The sequence below is a fragment of the Streptomyces sp. NBC_00523 genome, from assembly GCF_036346615.1.
Taxonomy (GTDB): domain Bacteria; phylum Actinomycetota; class Actinomycetes; order Streptomycetales; family Streptomycetaceae; genus Streptomyces.
On sequence record NZ_CP107836.1, the window covers coordinates 2,999,199 to 3,023,809 of the forward strand.

General features: G+C 72.7%; 20 protein-coding genes. 8 read left to right on the plus strand and 12 right to left on the minus strand.

What is annotated here, in order from left to right; genetic code table 11:
• Positions 1-7: 7 nt before the first annotated feature.
• Genes sbnB through OHS17_RS13440 form a run of 4 tightly spaced genes read left to right on the plus strand, consistent with a single transcriptional unit; the run spans position 8 to position 5,485 of the window.
• On the plus strand, positions 8-1,009 hold the full coding sequence (gene sbnB / locus OHS17_RS13425) for a 2,3-diaminopropionate biosynthesis protein SbnB (protein ID WP_330312355.1): 1,002 nt from the start codon (positions 8-10) through the stop codon (positions 1,007-1,009).
• Entirely contained in the window at positions 1,003-2,994 is a 1,992-nt protein-coding gene (locus OHS17_RS13430) for an FAD/NAD(P)-binding protein (protein ID WP_330312356.1), read from the plus strand. The genes sbnB and OHS17_RS13430 overlap by 7 nt, the downstream gene beginning before the upstream one ends.
• Entirely contained in the window at positions 2,991-4,193 is a 1,203-nt protein-coding gene (locus OHS17_RS13435; RefSeq protein ID WP_330312357.1) for a trans-sulfuration enzyme family protein, read from the plus strand. Before OHS17_RS13430 ends, OHS17_RS13435 begins: the two co-directional genes overlap by 4 nt.
• The gene (locus OHS17_RS13440; protein ID WP_330312358.1) at positions 4,190-5,485 is read left to right on the plus strand and encodes a benzoate/H(+) symporter BenE family transporter; all 1,296 of its coding nucleotides are present in this window, start codon (positions 4,190-4,192) and stop codon (positions 5,483-5,485) included. The genes OHS17_RS13435 and OHS17_RS13440 overlap by 4 nt, the downstream gene beginning before the upstream one ends.
• Positions 5,486-5,548: 63 nt before the next feature.
• Here OHS17_RS13440 and OHS17_RS13445 read toward each other — a convergent pair whose 3' ends face one another.
• The 5 genes from OHS17_RS13445 to OHS17_RS13465 all read right to left on the minus strand — a co-directional run bounded on the left by OHS17_RS13445 (position 5,549) and on the right by OHS17_RS13465 (position 13,992).
• Positions 5,549-6,241 carry a response regulator transcription factor gene (locus OHS17_RS13445; RefSeq protein ID WP_330312359.1) on the minus strand — a complete coding sequence of 231 codons (693 nt, stop codon included), beginning with the start codon at positions 6,239-6,241 and terminating at the stop codon, positions 5,549-5,551.
• 123 nt (positions 6,242-6,364) lie between these two features.
• Complete coding sequence (locus OHS17_RS13450) at positions 6,365-8,206, minus strand: outer membrane protein assembly factor BamB family protein (RefSeq protein WP_330312360.1); 1,842 nt, start codon at positions 8,204-8,206, stop codon at positions 6,365-6,367.
• A gap of 58 nt (positions 8,207-8,264) precedes the next feature.
• A complete protein-coding gene (locus tag OHS17_RS13455; RefSeq protein ID WP_330312361.1) occupies positions 8,265-10,136 on the minus strand; it encodes an outer membrane protein assembly factor BamB family protein in 1,872 nt (623 codons plus the stop codon).
• A 241-nt stretch (positions 10,137-10,377) separates the two neighbouring features.
• Positions 10,378-12,087 carry an outer membrane protein assembly factor BamB family protein gene (locus OHS17_RS13460; RefSeq protein ID WP_330312362.1) on the minus strand — a complete coding sequence of 570 codons (1,710 nt, stop codon included), beginning with the start codon at positions 12,085-12,087 and terminating at the stop codon, positions 10,378-10,380.
• 90 nt (positions 12,088-12,177) lie between these two features.
• Positions 12,178-13,992, minus strand: a complete 1,815-nt coding sequence (locus OHS17_RS13465; RefSeq protein WP_330312363.1) for an ABC-F family ATP-binding cassette domain-containing protein — start codon at positions 13,990-13,992, stop codon at positions 12,178-12,180.
• Between the two features lie 122 nt (positions 13,993-14,114).
• Here OHS17_RS13465 and OHS17_RS13470 point away from each other — a divergent pair, with 122 nt between their 5' ends.
• Positions 14,115-14,744, plus strand: a complete 630-nt coding sequence (locus OHS17_RS13470) for a lipoprotein (protein ID WP_330312364.1) — start codon at positions 14,115-14,117, stop codon at positions 14,742-14,744.
• A gap of 24 nt (positions 14,745-14,768) precedes the next feature.
• On the opposite strand, the gene OHS17_RS13475 is transcribed toward OHS17_RS13470, so the two are convergent.
• The 5 genes from OHS17_RS13475 to rsmI all read right to left on the minus strand — a co-directional run bounded on the left by OHS17_RS13475 (position 14,769) and on the right by rsmI (position 18,936).
• A complete protein-coding gene (locus OHS17_RS13475; protein ID WP_330312365.1) occupies positions 14,769-15,662 on the minus strand; it encodes a 4-(cytidine 5'-diphospho)-2-C-methyl-D-erythritol kinase in 894 nt (297 codons plus the stop codon).
• Positions 15,659-16,546 (minus strand): 16S rRNA (adenine(1518)-N(6)/adenine(1519)-N(6))-dimethyltransferase RsmA, encoded by an 888-nt coding sequence (gene rsmA / locus OHS17_RS13480; protein ID WP_073864894.1) that lies wholly within the window; start codon positions 16,544-16,546, stop codon positions 15,659-15,661. Before rsmA ends, OHS17_RS13475 begins: the two co-directional genes overlap by 4 nt.
• 35 nt (positions 16,547-16,581) lie before the next feature.
• Positions 16,582-17,448: a TatD family hydrolase gene (locus OHS17_RS13485; protein ID WP_330312366.1), complete on the minus strand. Its 867-nt coding sequence runs from the start codon at positions 17,446-17,448 to the stop codon at positions 16,582-16,584.
• 42 nt (positions 17,449-17,490) lie between these two features.
• Positions 17,491-17,880, minus strand: coding sequence for a hypothetical protein (locus OHS17_RS13490; RefSeq protein ID WP_330312367.1), 390 nt, complete (start codon positions 17,878-17,880; stop codon positions 17,491-17,493).
• A gap of 159 nt (positions 17,881-18,039) precedes the next feature.
• A complete protein-coding gene (gene rsmI / locus OHS17_RS13495) occupies positions 18,040-18,936 on the minus strand; it encodes a 16S rRNA (cytidine(1402)-2'-O)-methyltransferase (RefSeq protein WP_330312368.1) in 897 nt (298 codons plus the stop codon).
• A gap of 52 nt (positions 18,937-18,988) precedes the next feature.
• Between rsmI and OHS17_RS13500 the strand changes: the two genes are divergently transcribed.
• The 3 genes from OHS17_RS13500 to OHS17_RS13510 all read left to right on the plus strand — a co-directional run bounded on the left by OHS17_RS13500 (position 18,989) and on the right by OHS17_RS13510 (position 23,080).
• On the plus strand, positions 18,989-20,767 hold the full coding sequence (locus OHS17_RS13500; RefSeq protein ID WP_330312369.1) for a dolichyl-phosphate-mannose--protein mannosyltransferase: 1,779 nt from the start codon (positions 18,989-18,991) through the stop codon (positions 20,765-20,767).
• A gap of 163 nt (positions 20,768-20,930) precedes the next feature.
• On the plus strand, positions 20,931-22,583 hold the full coding sequence (locus tag OHS17_RS13505) for a penicillin-binding transpeptidase domain-containing protein (protein ID WP_330312370.1): 1,653 nt from the start codon (positions 20,931-20,933) through the stop codon (positions 22,581-22,583).
• On the plus strand, positions 22,580-23,080 hold the full coding sequence (locus OHS17_RS13510; protein ID WP_330312371.1) for an NUDIX hydrolase: 501 nt from the start codon (positions 22,580-22,582) through the stop codon (positions 23,078-23,080). The genes OHS17_RS13505 and OHS17_RS13510 overlap by 4 nt, the downstream gene beginning before the upstream one ends.
• On the opposite strand, the gene OHS17_RS13515 is transcribed toward OHS17_RS13510, so the two are convergent.
• Both OHS17_RS13515 and OHS17_RS13520 read right to left on the minus strand, forming a co-directional pair.
• A complete protein-coding gene (locus OHS17_RS13515) occupies positions 23,074-23,706 on the minus strand; it encodes an NAD(P)-dependent oxidoreductase (protein ID WP_330312372.1) in 633 nt (210 codons plus the stop codon). The genes OHS17_RS13510 and OHS17_RS13515 overlap by 7 nt on opposite strands.
• On the minus strand, positions 23,703-24,611 hold the full coding sequence (locus OHS17_RS13520) for an EamA family transporter (RefSeq protein WP_330312373.1): 909 nt from the start codon (positions 24,609-24,611) through the stop codon (positions 23,703-23,705). The genes OHS17_RS13515 and OHS17_RS13520 overlap by 4 nt, the downstream gene beginning before the upstream one ends.

The following is a 24,611-nucleotide window of genomic DNA, read 5'->3' on the forward strand; positions in this document are numbered from 1 at the left end:
GGGAGAAATGTTCGACTTCGACATTGTCACCGGTAAAGCCGTTCAGGAGATCCTGCGGAATTCCCGGACCTCGGTGCTCGACATCGTGGAACGCGCCTATCTGGCACACGAACGGGGTGACTCGGTCAACCCCGACAGCTATTTCCTGCGCTTCCCCGAAAAGCCCGACTCGCGGATCATCGCGCTGCCCGCCTTCCTCGGCGACGACGTCCAGCTCGCCGGAATCAAGTGGATCGCCAGCTTCCCCCGGAATACCGCCTCCGGTCTGCCCCGGGCGGCGGCGGTCCTCGTGCTCAACGACTACGAGACCGGCTACCCGGTCGCCTGCATGGAGGCCGCGGGGATCAGCGCGGCACGCACCGCCGCCTCGGCCGCCGTCGCCGCCCGTACGCTGCGGCCCGACGGGCACCGGCGCACCACGGTCGCCGTCGTCGGCGGCGGAGTCATCGCCCGCAACATCTGCGACTACCTGCACGCCGCGGGATGCGACCCGGACGCGTATCTGGTGCACGACATCCACGAGCCGTCCGGCCAGGCGCTCGCCGACCACATCCGCGTCACGCAGGGCCGCACCGCGACCTTCACCGCGGACCTCGACACCGCCCTCGCGGCCGACACGGTCGTGTTCGCCACGACGGCGCTCGAACCGTACGTCACCCGGCCGTTCGCGGCGGGTCAGGTGGTCCTCAACATCTCCCTGCGGGACCTGACCCCCGAGGTGGTCCTGGGCGCGGAGAACATCCTGGACGACGTCGACCACTGCCTGAAGGCCCACACCTCGCCGCACCTGGCCGAACAGCTCTCCGGCTCCCGCTCCTTCGTCACCGGGACCCTCGCGGCCGTGCTGAACGGCGAGGTCGCGCCGGACCCCGCCCGGCCGGTGATCTTCTCGCCCTTCGGGCTCGGGGTCCTCGACCTGGCGGTCGGCACCCACGTCCTCGGCCGCGCCCGCGCCGACGGCACGGCGCTGGCGGTGCCGGACTTCTTCGGGGAGACCAGCCGATGGTGACGACCGCGCAGGAACCCTCCGCCGCACAGGAACACACCGCCGCACCGGCGTCCGCCGTGATCATAGGGCTCGGCCCGCGCGGTCTCGGCGTCCTGGAACGGCTGACCGCCCACGCCCTCGCGACCCCGTCGCCCCTCGTCGTGCACCTGGTGGACCCGGGCACCGAGGGCCCCGGATTCCACCGCCCCGACGAGCCCGACCACCTGCTGCTCAACACCGTCTGCGCCCAGGTGACGGCGTTCGCGGACGCGGACATGGTGGACGGCCCCGTCCCCCTGACCGGGCCCTCACTGCACGACTGGTGCCTCCAGCGCGATCTGCGCCTGGACGAGGACGGCTTCACCGTGCGGCCGGGGCGCGGCCGGGAGATCAGGCCCAACGACTTCCTGCCGCGCAGGCTGCTGAGCGAGTACCTGGCGTGGGCCGCGCGCCGGATCACGGACGCCGTCCCCGGCCACCTGACCCTCGTACGGCACACGACGACGGCGGTCGACGTGGTCACCGGGGCCGGCGGCGACGGGCCGGAGCACCGCGAGACGGTGGTCCTCGCCGACGGCGGCCGCATCACCGCCGACGCCGTCTTCGTCACCGTCGGCCACCACTCCCTCCACCTGCCCCCGCCGCCCGCCGAAGCGCCCCGGTCGGTCGGCCGCCCCTATCCCCTGCCCGGGGCGCTCGACGCCATCGGCCCCGGGGACCGGGTCGCCGTGCTGGGCACGGGGCTGACGGCGATGGACGTGATCGCGACGCTCACCGTGGGGCGCGGCGGCCGGCACGTCCGCGACGGGGAACGGCTGCGCTACGAACGCGGCGGGCGCGAACCGCTGATCGTGCTGGCCAACCGGTCCGGGCTGCCCGCCCGGAGCAGGCCCTACCTCCACCCCGGACGGGTCCGCCCCGCCCCGCTCGCGCTGACCGGGGACCGCCTGTCCGCGCTGCGCGCACGGCGGCCGGACGGCCGGCTGTCCTTCATCCGGGACGTCCGGCCCCTGGTCCTCGCCGAGATGGAACTCGCCTGGTACCGCACCCTGCTCGCCCGCAGTCTGGGCGGCGGGGCCCCGGACACGGCCCGGGCCGCCGCTCAACTCGCCGATGAGGCACGCGAGTCGGGGTACGAAGAAGTCCTCGCCGGTTTACGGGAGCGCTTCGGCCCGAGCCCGGTCGCCGGACTGCTGAACGGTGCACCGGCCACCTCCGACGACCTCGGTGACGCACCCGCGACCTGGCCGGACCGGCACGCGTACACCGCGTACTTCACCACCGAGGTGGAGCACGACCTCGGCGAGGCGCGCGCGGGGCTCGGCGTCAGCCCGCTGAAGGAGGCCCTGGAGGTCCTGCGCGACCACCGCGACGCGCTCCGCGCCGTCGTGGACGCCCCGGGCCTGGACGACGAGTCGTCGGCGTACTTCTTCGGCACCTTCGCCCCGCTGGTCAACCGTCTGGTGATAGGCCCGCAACTCGACCGCTCCGCCGAACTCCTCTCGCTGCTCGCCGCGGGCGTGCTGCGTCTGGGACCGGGCCCCGGTCCCAAGGTGCTCCCGCCCCTCGGCGGGGGCGGCCCCTGGCAGCTGGAGTCGACCCTGCTCGACGCGCACACCGTCGTGGACGTCGACCACGTGGTGCACGCCCATGTGACCGAGCCCGTGGCGGAGCGGGTCGCGGGCTCGCTGCTGAGCCGCCTGGTCCGGTCCGGCCGCGCCCGGACCCGTACCGCCGGCGGGAGCCCGCTGCCCGGTCTGGACGTCAACCGGAGCGGCCAGGGCATCGCCCGGACGGGCGCGGTCCAGTCCCGGCTGTTCTTCCTGGGGCCCCACACGGAGGGCTCCAGCTACTACAACCACTACGTCCCCTCCCCCGGCACCCCCTCGCGGGCGCTGCTGGACGCGGAGCTGGCCCTCACCACGGCCCTGCCGCAGCTGCGGGACGTCCCGACCCTCCACCGCACCCCGGCCGGGGCGGCCCCGTCCGACGAGAGGAACCGATGAACAACCGCGAGAAGTACACCCCCTGGACGCACACGTACCACGTGGAGACCCGGGCCGCGCAGGGCGACGGCTGGCGCTCCCCCACCACCGGGGCCGTGCCGCCCGCCATCAGCATGGGCGCCACCTACGCCAGGGACGGCGAGTACCGCACCCCGGCGGGCCTGGCCTACCTGCGCGACCAGGGGGCTCCCGGGTACGAACAGGTCGAGGACGTGGTGGCCGGCCTTGAGGGCGGCTCGCGCGGCCTGCTGTTCTCGTCCGGGATGGCCGCCGCGACCGCCGTCTTCCAGGTGCTGCCCGCCGGCTCCCGGGTCGTGGTGCCCCGGACGATGTACTTCGGGCTCACCAAGTGGCTCCTGGAGTTCGGTACGGAGCAGGGCCTCGAAGTGGTCCAGGTGCCCATGGACGACCTGGACGCGGTCGCCGCCGCGGTGGCCGCCGCCCCGACCCGCCTGGTGTGGGCGGAGTCCCCCGCGAACCCCACCTGGACGGTGACGGACCTCGCGGCGGTGGGCGCGGTGGCGCGCGAGGCCGGAGCCCTGTTCGGCGTGGACAACACGGTGCCCACGCCCGTCCACTCCCGCCCGTTCGAGCACGGTGCCGACCTCGTCATGCACTCCGGCACCAAGTACCTCAACGGCCACACCGACGTGGTGGCCGGTCTGCTCGTGCTGGCCCCGGACCCGGGCGAGCGGGCGGCCGCCCTGTGGGAACGGCTGGAACTGCACCGCAGGCTGACCGGGCCCATGCTCGGGCCGCTGGAGACCTATCTGCTGATGCGCGGCATACGCACGCTGTTCCCGCGCATGCGACAGATCTCGGCCACCGCCATGGCGCTCGCCGAGCACTTCGCCGGCCATCCGCTGATCCGCAAGGTCGCCTATCCGGGGCTGCCCGACGACCCGGGCCACGCCATCGCCGCACGTCAGATGAGTGACGGGTTCAGCGGCATGCTCTCCCTGCACGTGGCCGGGGAGTGGCAGCGCTCCCTGCGCACCGCCCAGCACTGCGAGTTGTTCATTCGGGCCACTTCCCTCGGTGGAGTGGAGAGCCTGATCGAACACCGCTATACCTTCGAGGGCCCGGGCAGCACGTCCCCCAAGGACATGCTGCGCGTCTCGGTCGGCCTGGAGAATCCCGCGGACCTCGTCGCCGACCTCGAACAGGCCCTGGAGCGGGCCGCGAAGGAAGACCGTTGAGCTCTGAGACCCACACCCCCCACCCCCCGGCGGCCGGCGCCTCCGCCGCCGGGGGTGCCCCGTCGGACCCCGGCGGGGCATCCTCGGCTGAGGACTCCGCCGGACACCGGCCCGGCCTCAGGCGGGACGCGTCCCTCTCGGCCGTCCTCGCCGGTTTCATCGCCGTCGTGGTCTCCTACTCCGGGCCCCTGGTCATCGTGCTGGCGGCCGCTTCGGCCGGCCATCTGACCACCGGCCAGACCAGCTCCTGGGTCTGGGCCATCTCCATCGGCTCCGGCCTGACCTGCGTCGGGCTCAGTCTGCGGACCCGGATGCCGGTCATCACCGCCTGGTCGACGCCCGGCGCCGCGCTGCTGGTCACCAGCCTCGGCGCGTACTCCTACGGGGAGGCCGTCGGCGCGTTCCTGGTGACCGGGGTGGTGATCACCCTGGTCGGGCTGACCGGGGTCTTCGGGCGGCTGATGCGCCACGTGCCGTCGGCGGTGGTCTCCGCGATGCTCGCGGGCATCCTGTTCTCCTTCGGGACCGGGGTGTTCACCTCGCTCACCTCCGCGCCGTACATCGGCGGGGCGGTGCTCGTGGCCTACCTGCTCGGCAAGCGGATGTTCCCCCGGTACGCCGTGCTGGCCGCTCTGGCGGCCGGTGTGGTGGCCGCGGCGGCCACCTCGCGCCTGCACGTGCACCTCGACGGCGTCGGCCTGGCCACCCCGGTCCTGACCACGCCGCACTTCTCGGTGGCCTCCCTGATCGGCATCGCCGTGCCGCTGACCCTGGCGACGCTCGGCTCGCAGAACGCCCCCGGGATCGGGGTGCTCACGGCCGCCGGATACCGCCCGGACGACCGGCTGCTCATCGGCTCCACCGGGCTGGTCTCGACCCTCCTGGCGCCGTTCGGCTCGCACGCGATCAACCTGGCCGCCATCACGGCCGCGATCTGCACCGGCCCGGAGGCCCACCAGGACACCCGGCGCCGGTACGTCGCCGGTGTGTCCTGCGGGGCGTTCTACCTGCTGATCGGCCTGTTCGGCTCCACGCTGGTGGTGCTGTTCGCGGGGCTGCCCAAGGAGCTCATCGCGGCGACGGCGGGCGTCGCCCTCTTCGGCGCGCTGGCGGGCGGGCTGACCGGGGCCATGACCGAGGAGAAGGACCGCGAGGCCGCGCTCATCACCTTCCTCGCCACCGCATCCGGGATCACCCTGCACGGGATCGGATCGGCCTTCTGGGGCCTGCTGTTCGGCATGGTCACGCACCTCGTCCTGACCCGCCTGCGCCGCCCCGCCCCGGCGGCCTGACCGGCGCCCCGGGACCCGTACGACCGCGCCTCCACCGCGGCACCCCGCAGGGGCCGGACACCGTCAGCCGACGGGGCCCGGCCCCTGGCGCGTCACCGCCGCCCGGTCCAGCAGCCCGGTCCGGGCGGCCAGCGCGGCGGCCTCCAGACGGGAGCCGACGCCGAGCTTCATCAGGACGCGCTGGACGTGCGTACGCGCGGTGCTCGGCGCGATCCGCATCCCGGCCGCGATCAGCCGGGTGTCCTCGCCCTCCGCGACCCGGACCAGCACCTCGACCTCGCGCGGGGTGAGCAGCCGCAGCAGCCTGCGGCCCTCGTCGTCCGGCTGGGCCACCGGGTCGAGCAGTTCGGCGAAGGCGCCCTGGAGGAGCTGGGGCGCGATGGCCGCCTCCCCGGCCCTGGCCTTCGCCATGGCGCGCTCCACGCCCTCGATCCGCTCGTCGTGCCGGACGTACCCGGCGGCCCCGGCCGCGAAGGCGGCGGCGATCCCGCGCGGGCTGGGGACGGGGCCGAGCACGACCACCGCGGTCTGCGGGCGCTCGCGCCGGATCCGGACGACGGGGTCGAAGGTGCCGGGCACGGCGGGCGAGGCGGTGCCGAACAGGCAGACCTCCGGGGCCCGTCCGACGACGAGGTCCGCCGCCCCGGTGGTGGGCGCGGCGGCGGCCAGCACCCGGTGGCCGCGCAGTTTCAGTGCCGAGGCCAGCGCCTCGGCGAGCAGTCGGTGGTCGTCCACCACCATCAGCCGGACACCCATCGCACCGTTCCCCCCGTCACACCGGCCAAGGCCCCCCCGGCCCTCCAGGGCCTGCAAGTTACACGGCCGGGTACGCATGTGGGGGTGGAACCGGCCGGTTCCACCCCCACATGTGATGCGGGCTCAGCTGGTGTGGAAGGACACCACCAGGTACTCCTTGTCGTCCAGCGAGCTCTTGCGCGGGGCGCTGATCATCGTCTCGGAGATGAAGAAGCGTCCCTGTTCGTAGCGGAACTCCGCGTAGTCCGGCGTGAAGCTGGTCTCCGCGTCCCGGACGGCCTTGTCGGCCGGGTTGCGCATCAGGACGGTCTGCTTGAAGGTGCTGCCGTCGATGGAGACGACCTCACCGCCCTTGTCGTACGGGGGTTCCCGGTACGCGATGATGTTGGTGCCGTCCATGCGCAGCGGGAACATCGTGAACTTCTCGCCCGCGTCGGCCCGGTCGCCGGTCTGCTTGCCGGTGGTGAGGTCGAAGGAGACGATCTCGTTGGTCCGGCTGAAGCTCTCGCCGGTGCCCTCGTGCTCCTCGGTCGGCAGGTAGATGCGGTTGTTGCCGACGGCGAGGTGCTGGCACTGCTCGACCTCGGTGGAGCCGCACCTGGCGGCGTACTTCTCGGCGTCGGCGGAGATGCGGATCTTCAGCTTGCCGGTGGTCTCGTCGATCGAGAAGAAGTCCGAGATGCTGCTGCCGTCGCCCGCGGTGTCGCCGACGTCGGCGGCGACGACGAGCGGCTTGGTGGAGACGATGCTCGCGTAGTCGACACCGGCCGGCATCTTGAACGAGGAGAGCGGGGCGCCCGTCGTCGGGTTCAGCGCCTGGATGATGAGCTGCGGGTCGTCGTACGTACCGCACTTGCGGACGGTGGCCAGGGCCTCGCCGCCGCCGTAGCCGAGGTCGTAGCAGCCGTCGGTGCTGACCTTCGGCTTCCAGAGCTCGGCGCCGTCGGCCAGCTTGAAGGCGGCGCCGCCGTCGAGGCCGCCGGCGGCGACCGTGGTGCCGCTGAGGGTGACCTCGGTGAAGCGGACGGGGCGGTCACCACCGGTGGAGGCGGTGATCGACTTGTTCCACAGCAGCTTGCCGGTGGCCAGGTCGAGGGCGCCGACCTGGGTGCAGGTCTGGTACTTCTTGGCCTTCGTGCGCTTGGCCTCCTCGAAGAGGATGGCGGTCTTGAAGTCCTTGGTCATGTGCCGGGAGGCCCCGCACACCTGGCCGTCCAGCGGGATCGACCAGACCTTCTTGCCCGAGTCCAGGTCGTAGCCGACGACCTCGTTGATGCCCGACTTCACATACACCTTGTCGGTGACCCAGGAGCCGTCGACGGTGGTGACGTCGGTGACCTTGGGCTGCGGGAGCTGGAAGCCGACGGCCGAGTCGACGTTGGCCGGGGCCTTCTCCTTGCCGCCGGTGGAGCCCCCGTCCTGGCCGTCGCCGCCCTTGCCGCCCTTGTTCTCGCCGGAGGTGCCGGCGGAGGTGCCCGCCTCGTCCTTCTTGCCGTCCCCGTCGCCGGAGGCGTACCAGATGCCGCCGCCGACGATCAGGGCGATCGCGACCACGGCCGCGACGATGATCTGGGCCTGGGTGGAGAACTTCTTCCCGCCCCCGCCCTGCGGCGGCGCCGGGTGGGCCGGCTGCATGGGGGCGGTCGGGTAGCCGTACGGCTGCTGCTGGCCCTGCTGCGGGAAGCCGTAGCCGGGCTGGGTGGGGGGCTGCTGCGGCTGGCCCTGCGGGAAGCCGTAACCGGGCTGGGTCGGCGGCTGCTGCGGGAAGCCGTAGCCCGGCTGGGTCGGCGGCTGCTGCGGCTGGCCCTGCGGGAAGCCGTAGCCCGGCTCCGTGGGCGGCTGCTGGGGCGGGCCGGGGGGCGGCGGCGGGGTCGGGGCGCCGAATCCGCCGGACGGCGGGTCCTGCGGCGCGCCGAAGCCGCCCTGGGGCGGGTCGTGGGGCGGCTGCTGGGGCGGCTGGGTCATGGCGTTGCGTACCTCGGGGAAGGGGGTCGGTCGGGTTCGTCCGGGCAGGGGTGAGCCGTCAGTTGCCGAAGGCCATCATGGTCTTCGTCTCCAGCTCTTCCTTGTCGTTGCTCGCGCTGACCCGCCCGCTCGTGATGAACGAACGCCCGTCCACGTACCGGATCTTCGGGTTGTAGAAGGAGCGCTCGATCTCCGAGGTGGAGTCCGGGTGCTTGAGGATCATCTTCGGGCTGCCGCCGGCCGGGGAGAGGGTGGCGATCCCGCCGCCCTTGCTGTAGCCGCCCTCGACGTAGAGCAGGATGTTGCCGCCCTCCATGCCGAGCGGCCTCATGGTCTCCTCGGCGGGCGAGTCCGCCTTCCACTTCGTCTTGCCGGTGTTCAGGTTGAACGCGACGACCTTGTTGGTGCGGGCGGAGCCGCTGGTGTCGTCCGACGTGGACATGTAGAAGGTGTTGGCGTCGGCCGCGACACCGGTGCAGTCCTGGAGCTGCTGTCCGAAGATGGAGAAGCCGCCGCCGCACTGCGGGGAGAACTTGTCGCCCTTGTCACTCTGCATCTGGGAGCGCAGCGAGCCGTTCTCGCGGAGCGCGATGACGCTCCACTTCTTGTCGTCGCTGTCGCCCTTGGTGAGGGAGACGATGAGCGGGGACACCGAGTAGACCTTGTCGACCTCCCAGCCGAGGGCCGGCTTGTAGGTCCACTTCGCCTTGCCGGTGTTGGGGTCGATCTCCTCGATCTCGTTCTGCGGGTTGTCGAAGTCGTTGGTACGGCAGTTGACCGCGGCGATGAGCTTGGCGCCGCCGGCGAAGGCGAACGGCTCGCAGTTGCCGCCCCGCTTGCCGAAGACCTCCTTGCCGTCGCTGACCCGGTAGCCGTTGCTCGTGCCGGTGCGGCCGGCCGTGACGGTGTCGCCGCTGATGGCCATGGAGAGGTCGGACATCATGTCGAAGAGGCCGCTCTTCTTGACCTCCTTCTTCCATCCGGCCTTGCCCGTGTTGAGGTCGATCTGCTGGAGGGCGGAGCAGTCGGCCTTGTCAGTGGTGCCGTTCTTGATCGCGATGACGATCTTGCCGTCGGTGGTGGTCTGCTCGGGCGCGGAGCAGATGTCGGCGGGCAGCTTGAGCGTCCACGCCTGCTTGCCGTCGGCGACCGAGTAGCCGGAGACCGTGCGGTACATGCCCTTGACGATCGTGTCGCCGACGATCCAGGGACCGTAGACGGTCGCGCCGTTGCGCGGGAGGTCGACGTCGTTCTTCTGCAGCCAGAGGACCTTGGCCTCGCCGTCCTTGCGGCCGCTGTTGAGGTCGTCGTCCTCCTCCCGGCCGGTGCCGTTGCCGTCGCCCTGGTCGACGGTGGGAGATACGGACGGCTTCGTGACCTGCTCGCTCTTCTTGGCGACCGGCTTGTCGTCGTCGCCGTCGCCGCCGCTCGTCGCGAAGTACACGCCGCCGCCGATGACCAGGAGCGCGACGACCGCGGCCCCGATGATCATGGCCGGCTTGCGCTTGAACGGGTTCCCGCCGCCGGGGCCGTTCGGTCCGGGCGGCACGGGCGCGCCGGGGTGCTGCTGCGGCGGGAAGCCGTAACCGGCCTGCGGCTGCTGGCCGTACGGACCCGGCTGCTGCTGCCCGTACGGGCCGGGCTGCTGGGCGTACGGGCCCGGCTGCGGCTGGCCGTAGGGGCCGGGCTGCTGCGGCTGGCCGTAGGGACCCGGCTGCTGCGGCTTGTCGTACGGGCCGGGCTGCTGCGGGTAGCCGTAGCCCGGCTGCGTGGGCGGCGGGGTCGGCGGCGCGGCGGGGGCCTGGGGCGGCGCGGCGGGCGGCGGCGGGGTCTGCGGCGGGCCCTGGGGCGGCTGCGGTACCCCGTGCGGCGGCTCCTGCGGAGCGCCGAAGCCTCCCTGCGGCGGTTGCTGTCCGGGCGGCTGGGTCATCAGCACGTCCCCCTTCGTGCGGTCCGGTGCCCGTTCCGGACTCCCCCGCGATCCCGCCGGTGCCGGGGGCAAGACCCCCTGGACCACGACGGAATGGAGCGAATCGGGCATGGATCCCGCAGTGTCACGTCAGTCGAGCGGGACTTCTTTGTACCACCCACCCGGGGGCGCCTTCCGGTTCGGTCCACCCCTGTTCCCAAGGGAGGACCGGGCCGTGATGCCGCTGTGATGCTTCGGACCGTCAGCCGCCGAAGACCACCATGGAACGCCTGTCCACCTCGTCGTCGCCGGTGATGCCGCTGATCCGGGTCTGCGTCAGCAGGGTGCGTCCGCCGGTGTACGCGATCCGCGGCTCGATGAAGTCGCGCTCCAGCTCGACGCCCGACACCGGGTGGCGCAGCACGAACTGCGGGGTGCCGCCGGTCGCGGGCAGCGTGGCGATCCCACCGCCCTTGCCCTTCATCGCCTCCACGTACATGAGCAGCTTCCCGCCCTCCATGCGCAGCGGAACGGCGGTCTGCCCGCCCGGCCCGGCGGCGGACCAGCGGAACTTGCCGGTGGCGAGATCGAACGCGACGATCTTGTTGCCGTGGCCGGCGACCGCGTCGGTCCCGGTGCTCATGTAGAACGTGTTCGCGTCGGCGGCCGCGCCCACGCAGCCGTCCAGGTTGCGGCTGAGGGACGTCAGGTCCACATCGCACTTGACCTGGTAGCCGCCCGGTCCGCCGGAGAGCTGGGAGCGGTAGGTGCCGTCGGCGTTGAGGACGAGGATGGCCCACTTGTCGGGGTTCTCCAGCTGCTTCAGCGAGACGACCAGCGGGCTGACCGAGTAGATCTGCCCGACCTCCCACTCCTTCTTGAGCTTGTACGTCCACAGGGCCTTGCCGGTGGCGGGGTCGATCCGCTGCACCTGCTGGTCCTTGTACTCGTCGTCGGCGGTGTGGCAGCTGACGGCGGCGATGGCCACCGGGCCGCTGGCGACGCCGAACGGCTGGCACTTCCCGGTCCGTTCACCGAAGAGCTGCTTGCCGTCGCTGATCCGGAAGCCCTCGGTCCGGCTGGTGCGGCCGACGGTCACGGTGTCACCGTTGGTGGACATCACCAGGTCGGAGAGGCCGTCCCAGAGTCCCTTGCGGACGTACGACTTGCGCCAGCCGGCCTTGCCGGTCTTCAGGTCGACCATCTGGAGCGTGTCGCACTCGGCGTCGCTCGCGGTGTCGTGCCGGATCCCGAGGACGATCTTGCCGTCGGCGGTGGGCTGCGAGGGGGCCGCGCACATCTGCGTGGGCAGCCGGAGGCTCCACCGGGTGCTGCCGTCGGAGAACGAGTAGCCCGAGACCGTGTAGAACATGGCCTTGGCGACGGTGTCCCCGGCGAACCAGGGGCCGAACACGTCGGTGCCGTTGCGCGGCAGGTCGACGCCGCCCTTCTGGATCCAGCTCACCTTCGCCTCGCCGGGCTCGACCCCGGCGTTGATGGTCCGGGCCTGCTCCTCCGGGCTGACCACCGGCTCCCCGGTGGCCCCGCTCTTGGTGGGCGACGGCTTCACCGTGGGCTTCGCGGAGTGGGTCGGCCCGGCGAGCGGCTTGTCGTCGTCCCCGCCGCCGCTGGTGGCGAACCAGATCCCGCCGCCCGCGAGGAGCGCCACGGCGAGCACGGCCCCGACGATCTTCGCGGTCCGGCCCCGGAACGGCCCGCCCGGGCCGGGCGGGGATGCCGGGGGCTGCTGCTGGGTGGGCATCTGGTGCGGCCCCGGCTGCGTGTACGGGCCGGGCTGCTGGTTGTACGAACCCGGCTGCTGGTTGTACGGACCCGGCTGGGGCGGGCCGTAACCCTGCGGCGGATAGCCGTAGCCGGGCTGGGCGGGCGGCTGGGTGTACGCACCGGTCCCCGGATCGTACGGTGCTCCGAACTCGCCCTGCGGCGGCTGCTGTCCGGGCGGCTGACTCATCGGACCCGTCCCCCTGTGGTGAAAGCGGCACGGTCATGCCCCGCACCGGGCAGGGCTTCTTTGTACCACCAGCCCCACCCGTAACAACGCTCAGGCGTCCTCGGCCAGTTCCAGCCAGCGCATCTCCAGCACATCGCGCTCCGCGACCAGTTCCCGCAGTTCGGCGTCGAGCTTCGCCACCTTCTCGAAGTCCGTGGCGTTCTCGGCGATCTGGGCGTGCAGGGTCGTCTCGCGGGACGACATCTTCTCCAGCTGCCGTTCGACCTTCTGGAGCTCCTTCTTGGCCGCGCGGGCCGCCTGCGCGGAGACCGCGGGCGCCGCCGGGGCGGCGGACCGCTCGGCGGCCGGGGCGGCGGGCGTCGCCGTCTCGGCCTGGCGCTGCCTGCGCTCCAGGTACTCGTCGATGCCGCGCGGCAGCATCCGCAGCGACTGGTCGCCGAGCAGGGCCATGACCCGGTCCGTGGTGCGCTCGATGAAGAACCGGTCGTGGGAGATCACGATCATGGAGCCGGGCCAGCCGTCGAGCAGGTCCTCCAGCTGGGTCAGGGTCTCGATGTCGAGGTCGTTGGTCGGCTCGTCCAGGAAGAGCACGTTGGGCTCGTCCATCAGCAGGCGCAGGATCTGGAGCCGGCGCCGCTCACCGCCGGAGAGGTCGCCGACGGGCGTCCACTGCTTCTCCTTGGCGAAGCCGAACTGCTCGCAGAGCTGTCCGGCGGTCATCTCGCGGCCCTTGCCGAGGTCCACCCGGTCCCGCACCTGCTGGACGGCTTCCAGGACGCGCAGGTTCGGGTCCAGCTCGTGGACCTCCTGGGAGAGGTAGGCGAGCCGGACGGTCTTGCCGACGACGATCTTCCCGGCGGCCGGCTGGACCTCGCCCTCGCTGCGGGCGGCCTCGGCGAGCGCCCGCAGCAGCGAGGTCTTGCCGGCGCCGTTGACCCCGACCAGACCGATGCGGTCGCCGGGGCCGAGCTGCCAGGTGAGGTGCTGGAGCAGGGTCTTGGGGCCGGCCTGGACCGTGACGTCCTCCAGGTCGAACACCGTCTTGCCGAGCCGGGCGTTGGCGAACTTCATCAGCTCGCTGGTGTCGCGCGGCGGCGGCACGTCCGCGATGAGCTCGTTGGCGGCCTCGATGCGGTAGCGGGGCTTGGCGGTGCGGGCGGGGGCGCCGCGCCGCAGCCAGGCCAGCTCCTTGCGCATCAGGTTCTGCCGCTTGACCTCCTCGGTCGCGGCGATCCGCTCCCGTTCGGCGCGGGCGAACACGTAGTCGCTGTAGCCGCCCTCGTACTCGTGGACGGTGCCGCGCTGCACGTCCCACATGCGGGTGCAGACCTGGTCCAGGAACCAGCGGTCGTGGGTGACGCAGACCAGGGCGGAGCGGCGGGCGCGCAGATGGCCGGCGAGCCAGGAGATGCCCTCGACGTCGAGGTGGTTGGTCGGTTCGTCCAGGACGATCAGGTCCTGCTCGGCGATGAGCAGCTTGGCGAGCGCGATGCGGCGCCGCTCACCACCGGAGAGCGGGGCGATGACCGTGTCCAGGCCGTTCTGGAAGCCCGGCAGGTCCAGCCCGCCGAAGAGGCCGGTCAGCACGTCGCGGATCTTGGCGCTGCCCGCCCACTCGTGGTCGGCGAGGTCGCCGATGACCTCGTGGCGGATGGTCGCCTGCGGGTCCAGCGAGTCGTGCTGGGTGAGCACGCCGAGGCGCAGCCCGCCGCTGTGCGTGACGCGGCCGGTGTCGGCCTCCTCCAGCCGGGCGAGCATCCGGATCAGGGTCGTCTTGCCGTCGCCGTTGCGGCCGACGACACCGATGCGGTCGCCCTCCGAGACGCCGAGGGAGACACCGTCGAGCAGGGCACGGGTGCCGTACACCTTGCTGACCTGCTCGACATTGATGAGGTTGACGGCCACGAACGCTCCAGCTACGAGGAAGACTCCGGCCTCCAGCGTAGTCGCCGCCGCACGGACCTCCGTACGGGCGTCCGTGCGGCCCGGGGTACCTTGCGCGCAACGATCAAGGGGTGGGGACTGTCATGACACGTCGTACGGTTCGCGGGCTGGTGCCCGTACTGCTGGCCGCGGCCGCGCTGACCGGCTGTTCGTCGGACGCGGATTCCGGCGGGGACGCCAAGCCGGAGAAGTCCGCGGCGCCCGCCGCGAAGACCGCGGCCAGGGGCGGCACGGTCGGCGGCGCCGGCTCCGGCTGCGAGCTGCCGGTGACCTTCGGCCTGGCGAAGGACTGGAAGCCGAAGGCCGTCGCGATCGACCCGGACTCGGACTTCGCCGAGCTGGCCGAGCAGGGCCCGGTCACCCTGGCCTGCGAGATCGACGCGAAACCGGCCGGGCAGATCGGCTTCCTGCGGGTCTGGCGTGCGAAGGCCACGACCGTCACCCCGCGCGAGGCGCTGAAGGGCTTCGTCGGGGCGGACGAGAACGCCTCCGGGGCCGCGTACAAGGAGGTCGAGGGCGACGGGCAGCCGCTGACCGAGGTGACGTACACCGTCCACAGCGAGCTCATGGACGAGGACCGCCCCGCCCACGCCTTCGCCCTCGCCACCCCCGAGGGCCCCGTCGTGGTCCACCTGGGCGGCCTGGACTCGGACGAGCACGACGAGATGCTCCCGGCGTACGAGCTGGCGAAGCGGTCGGTACGGGTGGGCTGAGCGCCCTCCCGGAGGGCCCCGCGCCTACAGGACCGTCGCGCCCGGGACCGGGGAGACCGCCGTACGCGCCGTGCGGCAGGTGCCCGAGGCGGTGAGGGCGGCGGCCACCCGGTCGGCCGTCGCCGCGTCCTCCGTGAGGAACGCGGTCGTCGGGCCCGAGCCGGAGACCAGGGCCGCCAGCGCCCCCGCCTCCGTGCCCGCCGCCAGGGTCGCGGCGAGGGACGGGCGCAGGGCCAGCGCGGGGGCCTGGAGGTCATTGCTCAGGGAGGCGGCCAGGGCCTTCGGGTCGCCCGACCGCAGCGCGTCGAGGAGGGCGTCCGACGCCGCCGGTTGCGGGACGCGGGTGCCCGCCGTGAGGCGGTCGAACTCGCGGTACACCGCCGGGGTGGAGAGCCCGCCGTCGGCCACCGCGAACACCCAGTGGAAGGTGCCGCCGACCTCGACCGGGGTCAGCCGCTCGCCCCGGCCGGTCCCGAGCGCGGCGCCGCCCACCAGGCTGAACGGCACGTCGCTGCCCAGCTCGGCGCAGAGGGCGAGCAGGTCCTCGCGCGGGGTGCCGGTCCCCCACAGCGCGTCGCAGGCCAGCAGGGCGCCGGCGCCGTCCGCGCTGCCGCCCGCCATGCCGCCGGCGACCGGGATGTCCTTGTCGATGTGGAGGTGCACATCGGGCGCGATGCCGTGGCGCGCGGCCAGCGCGGACGCCGCCCGGGCCGCGAGGTTCGACGCGTCCAGCGGGACCTGGGCCGCGTCCGGCCCGGAGCAGGTGATGCGCAGGCTGTCGGCGGGGGTGACGGTGACCTCGTCGTACAGGCCGACGGCGAGGAAGACGTTGGCCAGGTCGTGGAAGCCGTCGGGGCGCGCGGCGCCGACCGCGAGCTGGACGTTGACCTTGGCGGGGACCCGTACGGTGACGCTCACCGGTCACTCCCGTTCTCGTCGGCTGCGGGCTTGTTCTCGGCGATCGCCGCGAACTCCTCGATCGTCAGGGACTCCCCGCGCGCCTGCGGCGAGATGCCCGCCGCGACCAGGGCGGCCTCGGCGCCCGGTGCGGAACCGGCCCAGCCCGCGAGTGCCGCGCGCAGCGTCTTGCGGCGCTGCGCGAACGCCGCGTCCACCACCGCGAAGACCTCCGCCTTGCTGGCGGTCGTCGCCACGGGTTCGGTGCGGCGCACCAGCGAGACGAGCCCGGAGTCCACGTTCGGCGCGGGCCAGAAGACCTTGCGGCCGATGGACCCGGCGCGCTTGACGTCCGTGTACCAGTTGGCCTTCACGGAGGGCACGCCGTAGACCTTGTTGCCGGGCCGGGCGGCCAGCCGGTCCGCGACCTCCGCCTGCACCATGACGAGCGTGCGCTCGATGCTGGGGAAGCGGTCGAGGACAGTGAGCAGCACCGGCACGGCGACGTTGTACGGGAGGTTGGCGACCAGCGCCGTGGGCGGCGGGCCGGGCAGTTCGCGTACGAGCATGGCGTCCGAGTGCACCAGCGCGAAGCGGTCGGCGCGGGCGGGCATCCGGGCGGCGACGGTGGCGGGCAGGGCCGCCGCGAGTACGTCGTCGATCTCGACGGCCACGACCCGGTCGGCGACCTCGAGAAGCGCGAGGGTCAGCGAACCGAGGCCCGGCCCGATCTCGACCACCACATCGTCCGGCCGGACCTCCGCCGTACGCACGATCCGCCGGACCGTGTTGGCGTCGATGACGAAGTTCTGCCCGCGCTGCTTGGTGGGGCGTACGCCGAGGGTGTCGGCCAGTTCGCGGATGTCTGCGGGGCCCAGGAGGGCGTCGGACTCAGTGCTGCTCACCGGTCAAGCGTACGGGGCCCTGGGCGGGCCCCCGCTCAGTAGTCGAACGCCCGCGCCGTGTTCTCCGCGATCGCCTCGGCCAGCGTGTCCTCGTCCAGGTCCTTCACCGCCGCCATCGCCCGCAGCGTCACCGGGATCAGGTATGGCGCGTTGGGCCGCCCCCGGTACGGCGCCGGGGTCAGGAACGGGGCGTCCGTCTCGACCAGGACCAGTTCCAGCGGGGCGGCCGCCAGCGCGTCGCGCAGGGGCTGGGCGTTCTTGAAGGTCATGTTCCCGGCGAACGACATGAAGTAGCCGGCCTCCGCGCAGACCCGGGCCATGTCCGCGTCGCCGGAGTAGCAGTGGAAGACGGTCCGCTCGGGCGCCCCCGCGTCCGCGAGAATGCGCAGGACGTCCGCGTGGGCCTCGCGGTCGTGGATGACGAGGGCCTTGCCGTGCCGCTTGGCGATCTCGATGTGGGCCCGGAAGGACTCCTCCTGGGCGGCCATGCCCTCGGGGCCGGTCCGGAAGTAGTCGAGGCCGGTCTCGCCGACCCCGCGTACGTGCGGCAGCGCGGCCAGCGCGTCGATCTCGGCGAGCGCCTCGTGCAGCGCGGCCGTGCCGCCCGCCTCGCGCGCCCCCTGCCGCGACCAGCCATCCGGATCCCCGTGCACGATGCGCGGCGCCTCGTTGGGGTGCAGGGCCACCGCCGCGTGCACGTTCGCGTGGGCGGCGGCGGTCTCGGCGGCCCAGCGGGACCCCTTCACGTCGCAGCCCACCTGGACCACGGTCGTCACGTTCACCGCGGCGGCCCTGGCGAGGCCCTCGTCGACGGTGCCGTCCTGCATGTCCAGGTGGGTGTGCGAATCGGCGACCGGCACCCGGAGGGGTTCCGGCAGGGGCGGGGCTTCGGTGCGGCTCATGGCCACGATCGTACGAGGACCGCGGCCGACCGGCCTACGAGGTCACTTGCGGAACGGGTGCAGGAGGTCGGACAGGTGCCAGTGGTGGCCGGCGGACGGGACGGCGGTGGCGGCCACCGGCTCCTCGGCCTGCTCCCCGGGGACCAGCGGCCCGGCCGCGGGCTGGGAACGGTTCTGGTTGTACAGGAACTGCTGGATGTTGGAGACCCGGCCGGCCCGCATGATCCGCACGACGTGTCCGCCGCAGTTGGCGCAGGTCGGGGTGGACAGGGGCGAGGGCACCTGTTCGCCGTCCGCCTTGTAGACCACGTACGCGTGACCCGACACGTCGGTGTGGTGCTCTATCTCGTACGCCTGCTCCCACCCGTGTCCGCACCTCATGCAGGCGAAGGCATAGGCCTCGTGTGCGGTGGCTGCTGTGGTGTCGCTCATGCCTGCTCCTCTTGTCCGTCGGACAAGCACTCCGGGGAATGCGCCCTGCTTCCAGTGGACGCCTTCACCGGCGGGAGCGCACCGGGCCCTGTCGAGTGTTGGAGCGGTTTTGGCCTTCTCGTGGTCAAAGGGGCCGGTACGCGGCTCTCGCTTTGCTTTTTACGATAGTCCTTTGCCGTCCGCGTGGCCGGTCCGAGCAGCATTCTTTGCCGCCACGACCGCGTCGAACACCTCGCGCTTGGGCAGCCCCGCCTCGGCGGCCACGGCGGCGATCGCCTCCTTGCGCCGCTCCCCCGCCTCCTCGCGCACCCGCACCCTGCGCACCAGCTCATCGGCGTCCAGTTCCTCGCCCGTGGAGCCCGCGCCCTCCACGACGACGGTGATCTCCCCGCGTACCTGCTCGGCGGCCGACCAGGCGGCGAGATCGCCCAGCGGACCGCGCTTGACCTCCTCGTACGTCTTGGTCAGCTCGCGGCACACCGCGCCCCGCCGCTCGGCGCCGAAGACCTCGGCCATCGCGGCCAGGGTGTCGTCCAGGCGGTGCGGGGCCTCGAAGAAGACCATCGTGCGGGGCTCACGGGCGACCTCGCGGAGCTTGGAGAGGCGTTCGCCGCCCTTGCGCGGCAGGAAGCCCTCGAAGCAGAACCGGTCCACCGGCAGCGCGGACAGGGCGAGCGCGGTGAGCACGGCCGACGGGCCGGGCACGGCGGTGACCCGGATGTCCTGCTCCACGGCGGCGGCGACCAGCCGGTAGCCCGGGTCGGAGACGGACGGCATACCGGCGTCCGTGACCAGCAGCACCCGGGCCCCGCCGGCCAGGGCCTCCACGAGTTCGGGCGTACGGGCGGTCTCGTTGCCCTCGAAGTACGAGACGACCCGTCCCGTGGTGTGGACACCGAGCCCCTGGGTCAGCCGGCGCAGCCTGCGGGTGTCCTCGGCCGCGATGACGTCGGCCGCCTCCAGCTCGGCGGCGAGGCGGGGCGGGGCGTCCGCCAGATCGCCGATGGGGGTCCCTGCGAGCACGAGCGTTCCAGTCGTTCCAGTCACAAGCCCCATCCTCCCGCACGGGGAGCACCGCTCCCACAGACGCGTTCCCTACGATGGCGCGGTGACGAGTACTGCGCCCGAAGCCCGGCAGGGCCAAGACGCCGGGGAACAGCACGGCCCGGAGCCGACCTCCTGGCAGCGGCGGCTGCGCCGCTTCGGCCATTCCCCGCGCCCCGACACCGGGCTGCGGGAGCGGCTGATCCCGCCGTACACGCGGCCCGGGAACCAGCTGTGGGCGGTGCTCGGCGTGCCGCCGCTGCTCGCGGACCGGCTGGTGCGCTGGTCGGCGTGGGGCGGTCCGCTGCTGGTCGCGGCGGTCGCGGGGGTGCTGCGCTTCTGGAAGCTGGGCAGCCCGCACGCGGTGATATTCGACGAGACGTATTACGCGAAGGACTCCTGGGCGCTGATCCACCAGGGGTACGAGGGCGCGTGGCCCAAGGACGTCGACAAGCTGATCCTGAACGACCCCTCGCAGGTGCCGGTGCCCACCGACCCGGGGTATGTGGTGCACCCGCCGGTCGGCAAGTGGATCATCGGCCTCGGCGAGCAGATGTTCGGGTTCACGCCGTTCGGCTGGCGGTTCATGGTCGCCGTGCTCGGCACGCTGTCGGTGCTGATGCTGTGCCGGATCGGCCGCCGGCTGTTCCGCTCGACGTTCCTCGGCTGCCTGGCGGGCGCGCTGCTCACGGTGGACGGGCTGCACTTTGTGATGAGCCGCACCGCGCTGCTCGACCTGGTGCTGATGTTCTTCGTGCTGGCCGCGTTCGGCTGCCTGCTGATCGACCGCGACTGGGCGAGACGCCGGCTCGCGGCGGCGCTGCCGGTGGGCGAGGACGGGGTGCTGCGCCCGGACACGTGGGTCGCGGAGCACCTGCGCCTCGGGTGGCGGCCGTGGCGGATCGCCGCCGGTGTCTCGCTGGGCCTGGCCGCCGCCACGAAGTGGAACGGCCTGTACATCATGGTCGCGTTCGGCCTGATGACGGTGTTGTGGGACGCGGGCGCGCGCCGCACCGCCGGGGCCGTACGCCCGTATCCGGCGGTGCTGCTGCGGGACGTGCTCCCGGCGTTCGTCTCGGTGGTCCCGGTCGCGCTGGCCACGTATCTCGCGTCCTGGACGGGCTGGATCGTCCGGAACTCGCCGGACCGGCACGGCTACTTCCGGGACTGGGCCGCGACGGACGGCAAGGGCGGCAGCTGGACCTGGCTGCCGGACTGGGTGCGCAGCCTGTGGCACTACGAGCACCAGGTGTACGACTTCCACGTGCACCTCACCTCCGGGCACACGTACCAGTCCAACCCGTGGAGCTGGATCGTGCTGGGCCGGCCCGTCTCGTACTTCTACGAGGAGCAGAACGGCTGCGCCGAGTCGGTGACCGGGAAGTGCTCCCGCGAGGTGCTGGCGATCGGGACGCCGCTGCTGTGGTGGGCGGCCTGCTTCGCCCTGGTGTACGTGCTGTGGCGCTGGATCTTCCGTCGCGACTGGCGGGCGGGCGCGATCGCCTGCGGGGTGGCCGCGGGGTGGGTGCCGTGGTTCCTGTACCAGGAACGCACGATCTTCCTGTTCTACGCGGTCGTGTTCGTGCCGTTCCTGTGCCTGGCGGTGTCGATGATGATCGGCGCGATGCTGGGGCCCGCGGCGGAGACGGGACCGCGGTACGAACTCGGGCTCGCGAAACCCGATCCCTCCGGGGAGCGGCGCCGGACGCTGGGGGCGGTGGCCGCCGGGGTCCTGGTGCTGCTGATCATCTGGAACTTCATCTACTTCTGGCCCCTGTTCACCGGAACGCCGATCCCGGAGGACGCCTGGCGCGACCGGATGTGGCTGGACACCTGGATCTGAGGGGCCCGACCCCACCATTTACGCCAAGTCCGCCACCATTCATGCCATGTCCGCGTCGCATTCCGATAACAACCGGTACTCCCGTCGCCGCGGTCCCGTAGGGTGCCCCGTACAACTTTCTTGAACGTGTTCAAGAAGCTCCGGGGGATGGGGACAGCAGGGAATGCGCAGTGGAGCGAAGGTAGGCATAGTCGGCGGGGTGTTCGCGCTCGTGCTGGGCGGGGTGGGGTACGGGGCGTACAACATCCTGGACGGGCTCGGGGACAGCGGTGTCGGCGGCAATACGAGCACGGCCGCCGACTCCTCCGAGGTGAGGTCGGGTCCGGTCACCGGGGAGGAGATCGCCGACACCTCGAAGAAGTTCCTGGCCGCGTGGGCGGAGGGCGACACGGCGGTCGCGGCGGCGCTCACCAACAACAAGGCGGACGCGGAGACCGCGCTGACCGGTTACAGCGACACGGCGCACGTCACCAAGGCCGTGATCACCCCGGGCAGGGCGACCGGCTCGACCGTCCCGTACACCGTGAAGGCGACGGTCTCGTACAAGGGCGCGACGAAGTCCTGGTCGTACGCCTCGAAGCTCACCGTCGTACGGGGGCTGACGACCGGGCGCGCCCTGGTCGACTGGGAGCCCTCCGTCATCCACCCGGACCTCGCCAAGGGCGAGTCGCTGGAGACCGGCGAGTCCTCCACCGCGTCGATCGAGGCGGTCGACCGCCACGGACAGGTGCTCACCAAGGAGAAGTACCCGTCGCTCGCCGGCATCCTGGACGAGCTGCGCAAGAAGTACGGCGAGAAGGCCGGCGGCACGACGGGCATCGAGACCTGGATCAACAGCGCGAACGCCGACGGGGCGGACAAGACGCTGCTGACCCTGGTCAAGGGCAAGTCGGGCAAGCTGCAGACGACGATCGACGCGAAGATCCAGGCGGCGGCCGAGCGGGGCGTGAAGAAGTTCGCGGAGTCGTCGGTCGCGGCGGTCGAGCCGTCGACGGGCGCCATCCGCGCCATCGCGAACAACCGGGCCGACGGCTTCGACGCGGCCCGCAAGGGCAAGGTCGCCCCCGGCTCCACGATGAAGATCATCACCTCAGCGATGATCATCCAGAACGGCCTGGGCAGCGCGAACGCGCCCGTCAACTGCCCGCCGACCGTGCCCTGGGAGGGGGTCGTCTTCCACAACCTGAAGGACTTCTCGATGCCGAGCGCCACGCTGAAGACGGCGTTCGCCCGGTCCTGCAACACCGCTTTCATCAAGCCGGTGCTGCCCCTGGGCAACAAGCGCGACACCGCGCTGGGCAACGAGGCCAGTCAGTACTTCGGGCTCGGCGGCGACAACTGGCAGGCCGGGATCGCGACCTGGGACGGGAGCGTCCCCGAGTCCCGGGACGCCGAGACCGCCGCCTCGTTCATCGGCCAGGGCAAGATCGAGATGAACCCGCTCAACATGGCCTCGGTGACCGCCACCGCCGTCAACGGCCGCTTCCGACAGCCGTTCATCGTGGCGCAGTCCCTGGACAACCGGACCTTCGCCACCGCGACCCCGCTACCGCCCGGCGTCTCCACCCAGCTCAAGGAGATGCTGCGCTACACGGCGACCGCCCCCGAGGGCACCGCGACGCAGGCCATGGCGAGCGTCGGCCCTGACAAGGGCGCCAAGACGGGCTCGGCGGAGATCGACGGCCACGCCACGTCCGACAGCTGGTTCGCCGGCTTCAGCAACGACCTGGCGGCCGCAGCCCTGGTCCAGTCCGGCGGCCACGGCGGCGACGCGGCGGGCCCGGTCGTCGCGGAGGTCCTGCGGGCGGGTCCGTGAGCCCGGGAGGCCCGGACGTCCTGGTCGATCCCGGCGTCGACGTCCCGGTCCCCGCCGACGGCGAGACGTGGGCCGTCGGCGGGGTGATCCTCGACGGCCGGGGCCGCGCCTTCGCCCAGAAGCGCGGCCCGCGCCAGCGGCTGTTCCCCGGCTGCTGGGACATCGTGGGCGGCCATGTGGAGCCCGGCGAGACCCTGTTGACCGCACTCGCCCGGGAAGTGGGCGAGGAGACGGGGTGGCGCCTGCGCCGGGTACGGACCCTGCTCGGGGTCACCACCTGGACCGGCGACGACGGCGGCGGGCTGCGGCACGAGGCGGACTACCTCGTGGAAGTCGACGGCGACCTGGAGCACCCCGCCCTGGAGTGGACCAAGATCAGCGCGTACGGCTGGTTCGGCCCCGGGGACCTGGACCGGCTCAAGGAGAACCGCGATCCCGCCGACTTCCTGATCCACGACAGGATCGCCGCCGCGCTACGGGCCTCCGGCGCTCAGTAGCCCACTGTGAAGTGCCGCTCCCCGTACGGCACTTCCAGCTCGTCCAGCACCGCCACCGCCAGGTCCTCCGCCGCGATGCGGGACGTGCCGTCCTCCGCGGTGAGCAGGGTCGTCGTGCCCCGGCGGTACGCACCCGTCCGGGGGCCCGGCTCCAGGACGGCGGGCGGGCTGAGGTAGGTCCAGTCGGCCTCGTGCGCCCGGCAGGCGGCGAGCTGGGCGGAGCTGGCGGCGGCGACCGTGCGCCACTGCGGCGGTACGTACGCGGGGTCGTCCACCACCAGCCGCCCGGGGTGCCCGGGGACCGCCAGCGGGCCCGCGCCGCCGATCACCAGGGTGCGCGTCCCGGTCTTCGCCGCCGCGTCGAGCAGCGCGGTCGTCGTCGCGGCGATCGTGTGCTCGCGCCCCACGGGCGGACGGGTCGCGGCCACCACCGCGTCGACACCGTCGAACAGGGCGGCCATCGCGTCGGTGTCGTCCGCGTCGCCCGCCACCGGGGTGACGCCGGGCGGCAGGGCGTCCGGGCGGGTGGAGCGGTACACCGCGAGGAGCGCGTGGCCCCGGTGTGCGGCTTCGGTGACGACGCGGGAACCGGCCATGCCTGCGGCTCCGATGACGGCGATCCTCATCGAGGGGTCCTTTCGGGTACGGGAGTGGGGAGGACGGCGGGGGCGCGCCCCGGGAGCTGGCCCCCGACGATCGAGGCGAGGGCGAGCGCGAAGCCCGCCAGCTGGACCGGGCCGAGCGTCTGCCCGAGGACGAGCGCGCCGAGACCGGCCGCGACGAGCGGCGAGAGCAGGCCGAGGACGGCGACCGAGGTCACCGGCAGCGCGCCGATCCCCCGGAACCACAGGGCGTACGTCAGCAGCCCGCCGACCAGGCCCAGCCAGAGGTAGCCGAGCGCGGCGCGGCCGTCGATCGCGGGCGGGGCGCCCTCGGCGAGGAAGGTCACCGGTGCCAGGAAGAGGCCCCCGGCGGTGAGCTGCCAGCCGGTGAAGGCGAGCGGCCCGACGCCCTCGGGCCGCCCCCACCGCTTGGTGAGCGTCACGCCGAGCCCCATCGTGGCCGCCCCGGCGAGACCGGCCGCCACCCCGGCCCCGTCGAGCCGCGCCCCGGGCCCGATGACCACCAGGCCGACGCCGAGCACCCCCGTAACGCCCCACAACAGGGGCCGGGCTGCCAGAGGTTGGCGGAGGACGGCCACCGCGAGGACGGCGACGACGAGCGGTTGCGCGGCGCCGAGCGTGGCGGCGACGCCGCCCGGCAGCCGCTCCGCCGCGATGAACAGCAGCGGCAGGAAGAGCCCGATGTTGAGCACCCCGAGCACCGCCGCCTTCCCCCACCAGGCGCCGCGCGGCAGCGTGCGGGTGAGGGCGAGGGCGATGAGACCGGCGGGCAGGGCGCGCAGGAAGCCGGCGAACAGCGGGTGCCCGGCCGGCAGGAACTCCGTGGTGACGAGGTAGGTCGTGCCCCACACCGCCGGAGCGAGCGCGGTCAGGGCGGTACGGGGCAGCGCCCCGGGTCGACTGGTCAT

Coding starts and splice junctions, on each gene's coding strand:
- sbnB (WP_330312355.1), top strand. CDS start 8: ATGTTCGACTTCGACATTGTCACCGGTAAAGCCGTTCAGGAGATCCTG.
- OHS17_RS13430 (WP_330312356.1), top strand. CDS start 1,003: ATGGTGACGACCGCGCAGGAACCCTCCGCCGCACAGGAACACACCGCC.
- OHS17_RS13435 (WP_330312357.1), top strand. CDS start 2,991: ATGAACAACCGCGAGAAGTACACCCCCTGGACGCACACGTACCACGTG.
- OHS17_RS13445 (WP_330312359.1), bottom strand. CDS start 6,241: ATGGGTGTCCGGCTGATGGTGGTGGACGACCACCGACTGCTCGCCGAG.
- OHS17_RS13450 (WP_330312360.1), bottom strand. CDS start 8,206: ATGACCCAGCCGCCCCAGCAGCCGCCCCACGACCCGCCCCAGGGCGGC.
- OHS17_RS13455 (WP_330312361.1), bottom strand. CDS start 10,136: ATGACCCAGCCGCCCGGACAGCAACCGCCGCAGGGAGGCTTCGGCGCT.
- OHS17_RS13460 (WP_330312362.1), bottom strand. CDS start 12,087: ATGAGTCAGCCGCCCGGACAGCAGCCGCCGCAGGGCGAGTTCGGAGCA.
- OHS17_RS13470 (WP_330312364.1), top strand. CDS start 14,115: ATGACACGTCGTACGGTTCGCGGGCTGGTGCCCGTACTGCTGGCCGCG.
- OHS17_RS13485 (WP_330312366.1), bottom strand. CDS start 17,448: ATGAGCCGCACCGAAGCCCCGCCCCTGCCGGAACCCCTCCGGGTGCCG.
- OHS17_RS13490 (WP_330312367.1), bottom strand. CDS start 17,880: ATGAGCGACACCACAGCAGCCACCGCACACGAGGCCTATGCCTTCGCC.
- rsmI (WP_330312368.1), bottom strand. CDS start 18,936: ATGGGGCTTGTGACTGGAACGACTGGAACGCTCGTGCTCGCAGGGACC.
- OHS17_RS13505 (WP_330312370.1), top strand. CDS start 20,931: ATGCGCAGTGGAGCGAAGGTAGGCATAGTCGGCGGGGTGTTCGCGCTC.
- OHS17_RS13515 (WP_330312372.1), bottom strand. CDS start 23,706: ATGAGGATCGCCGTCATCGGAGCCGCAGGCATGGCCGGTTCCCGCGTC.
- OHS17_RS13520 (WP_330312373.1), bottom strand. CDS start 24,611: ATGACCAGTCGACCCGGGGCGCTGCCCCGTACCGCCCTGACCGCGCTC.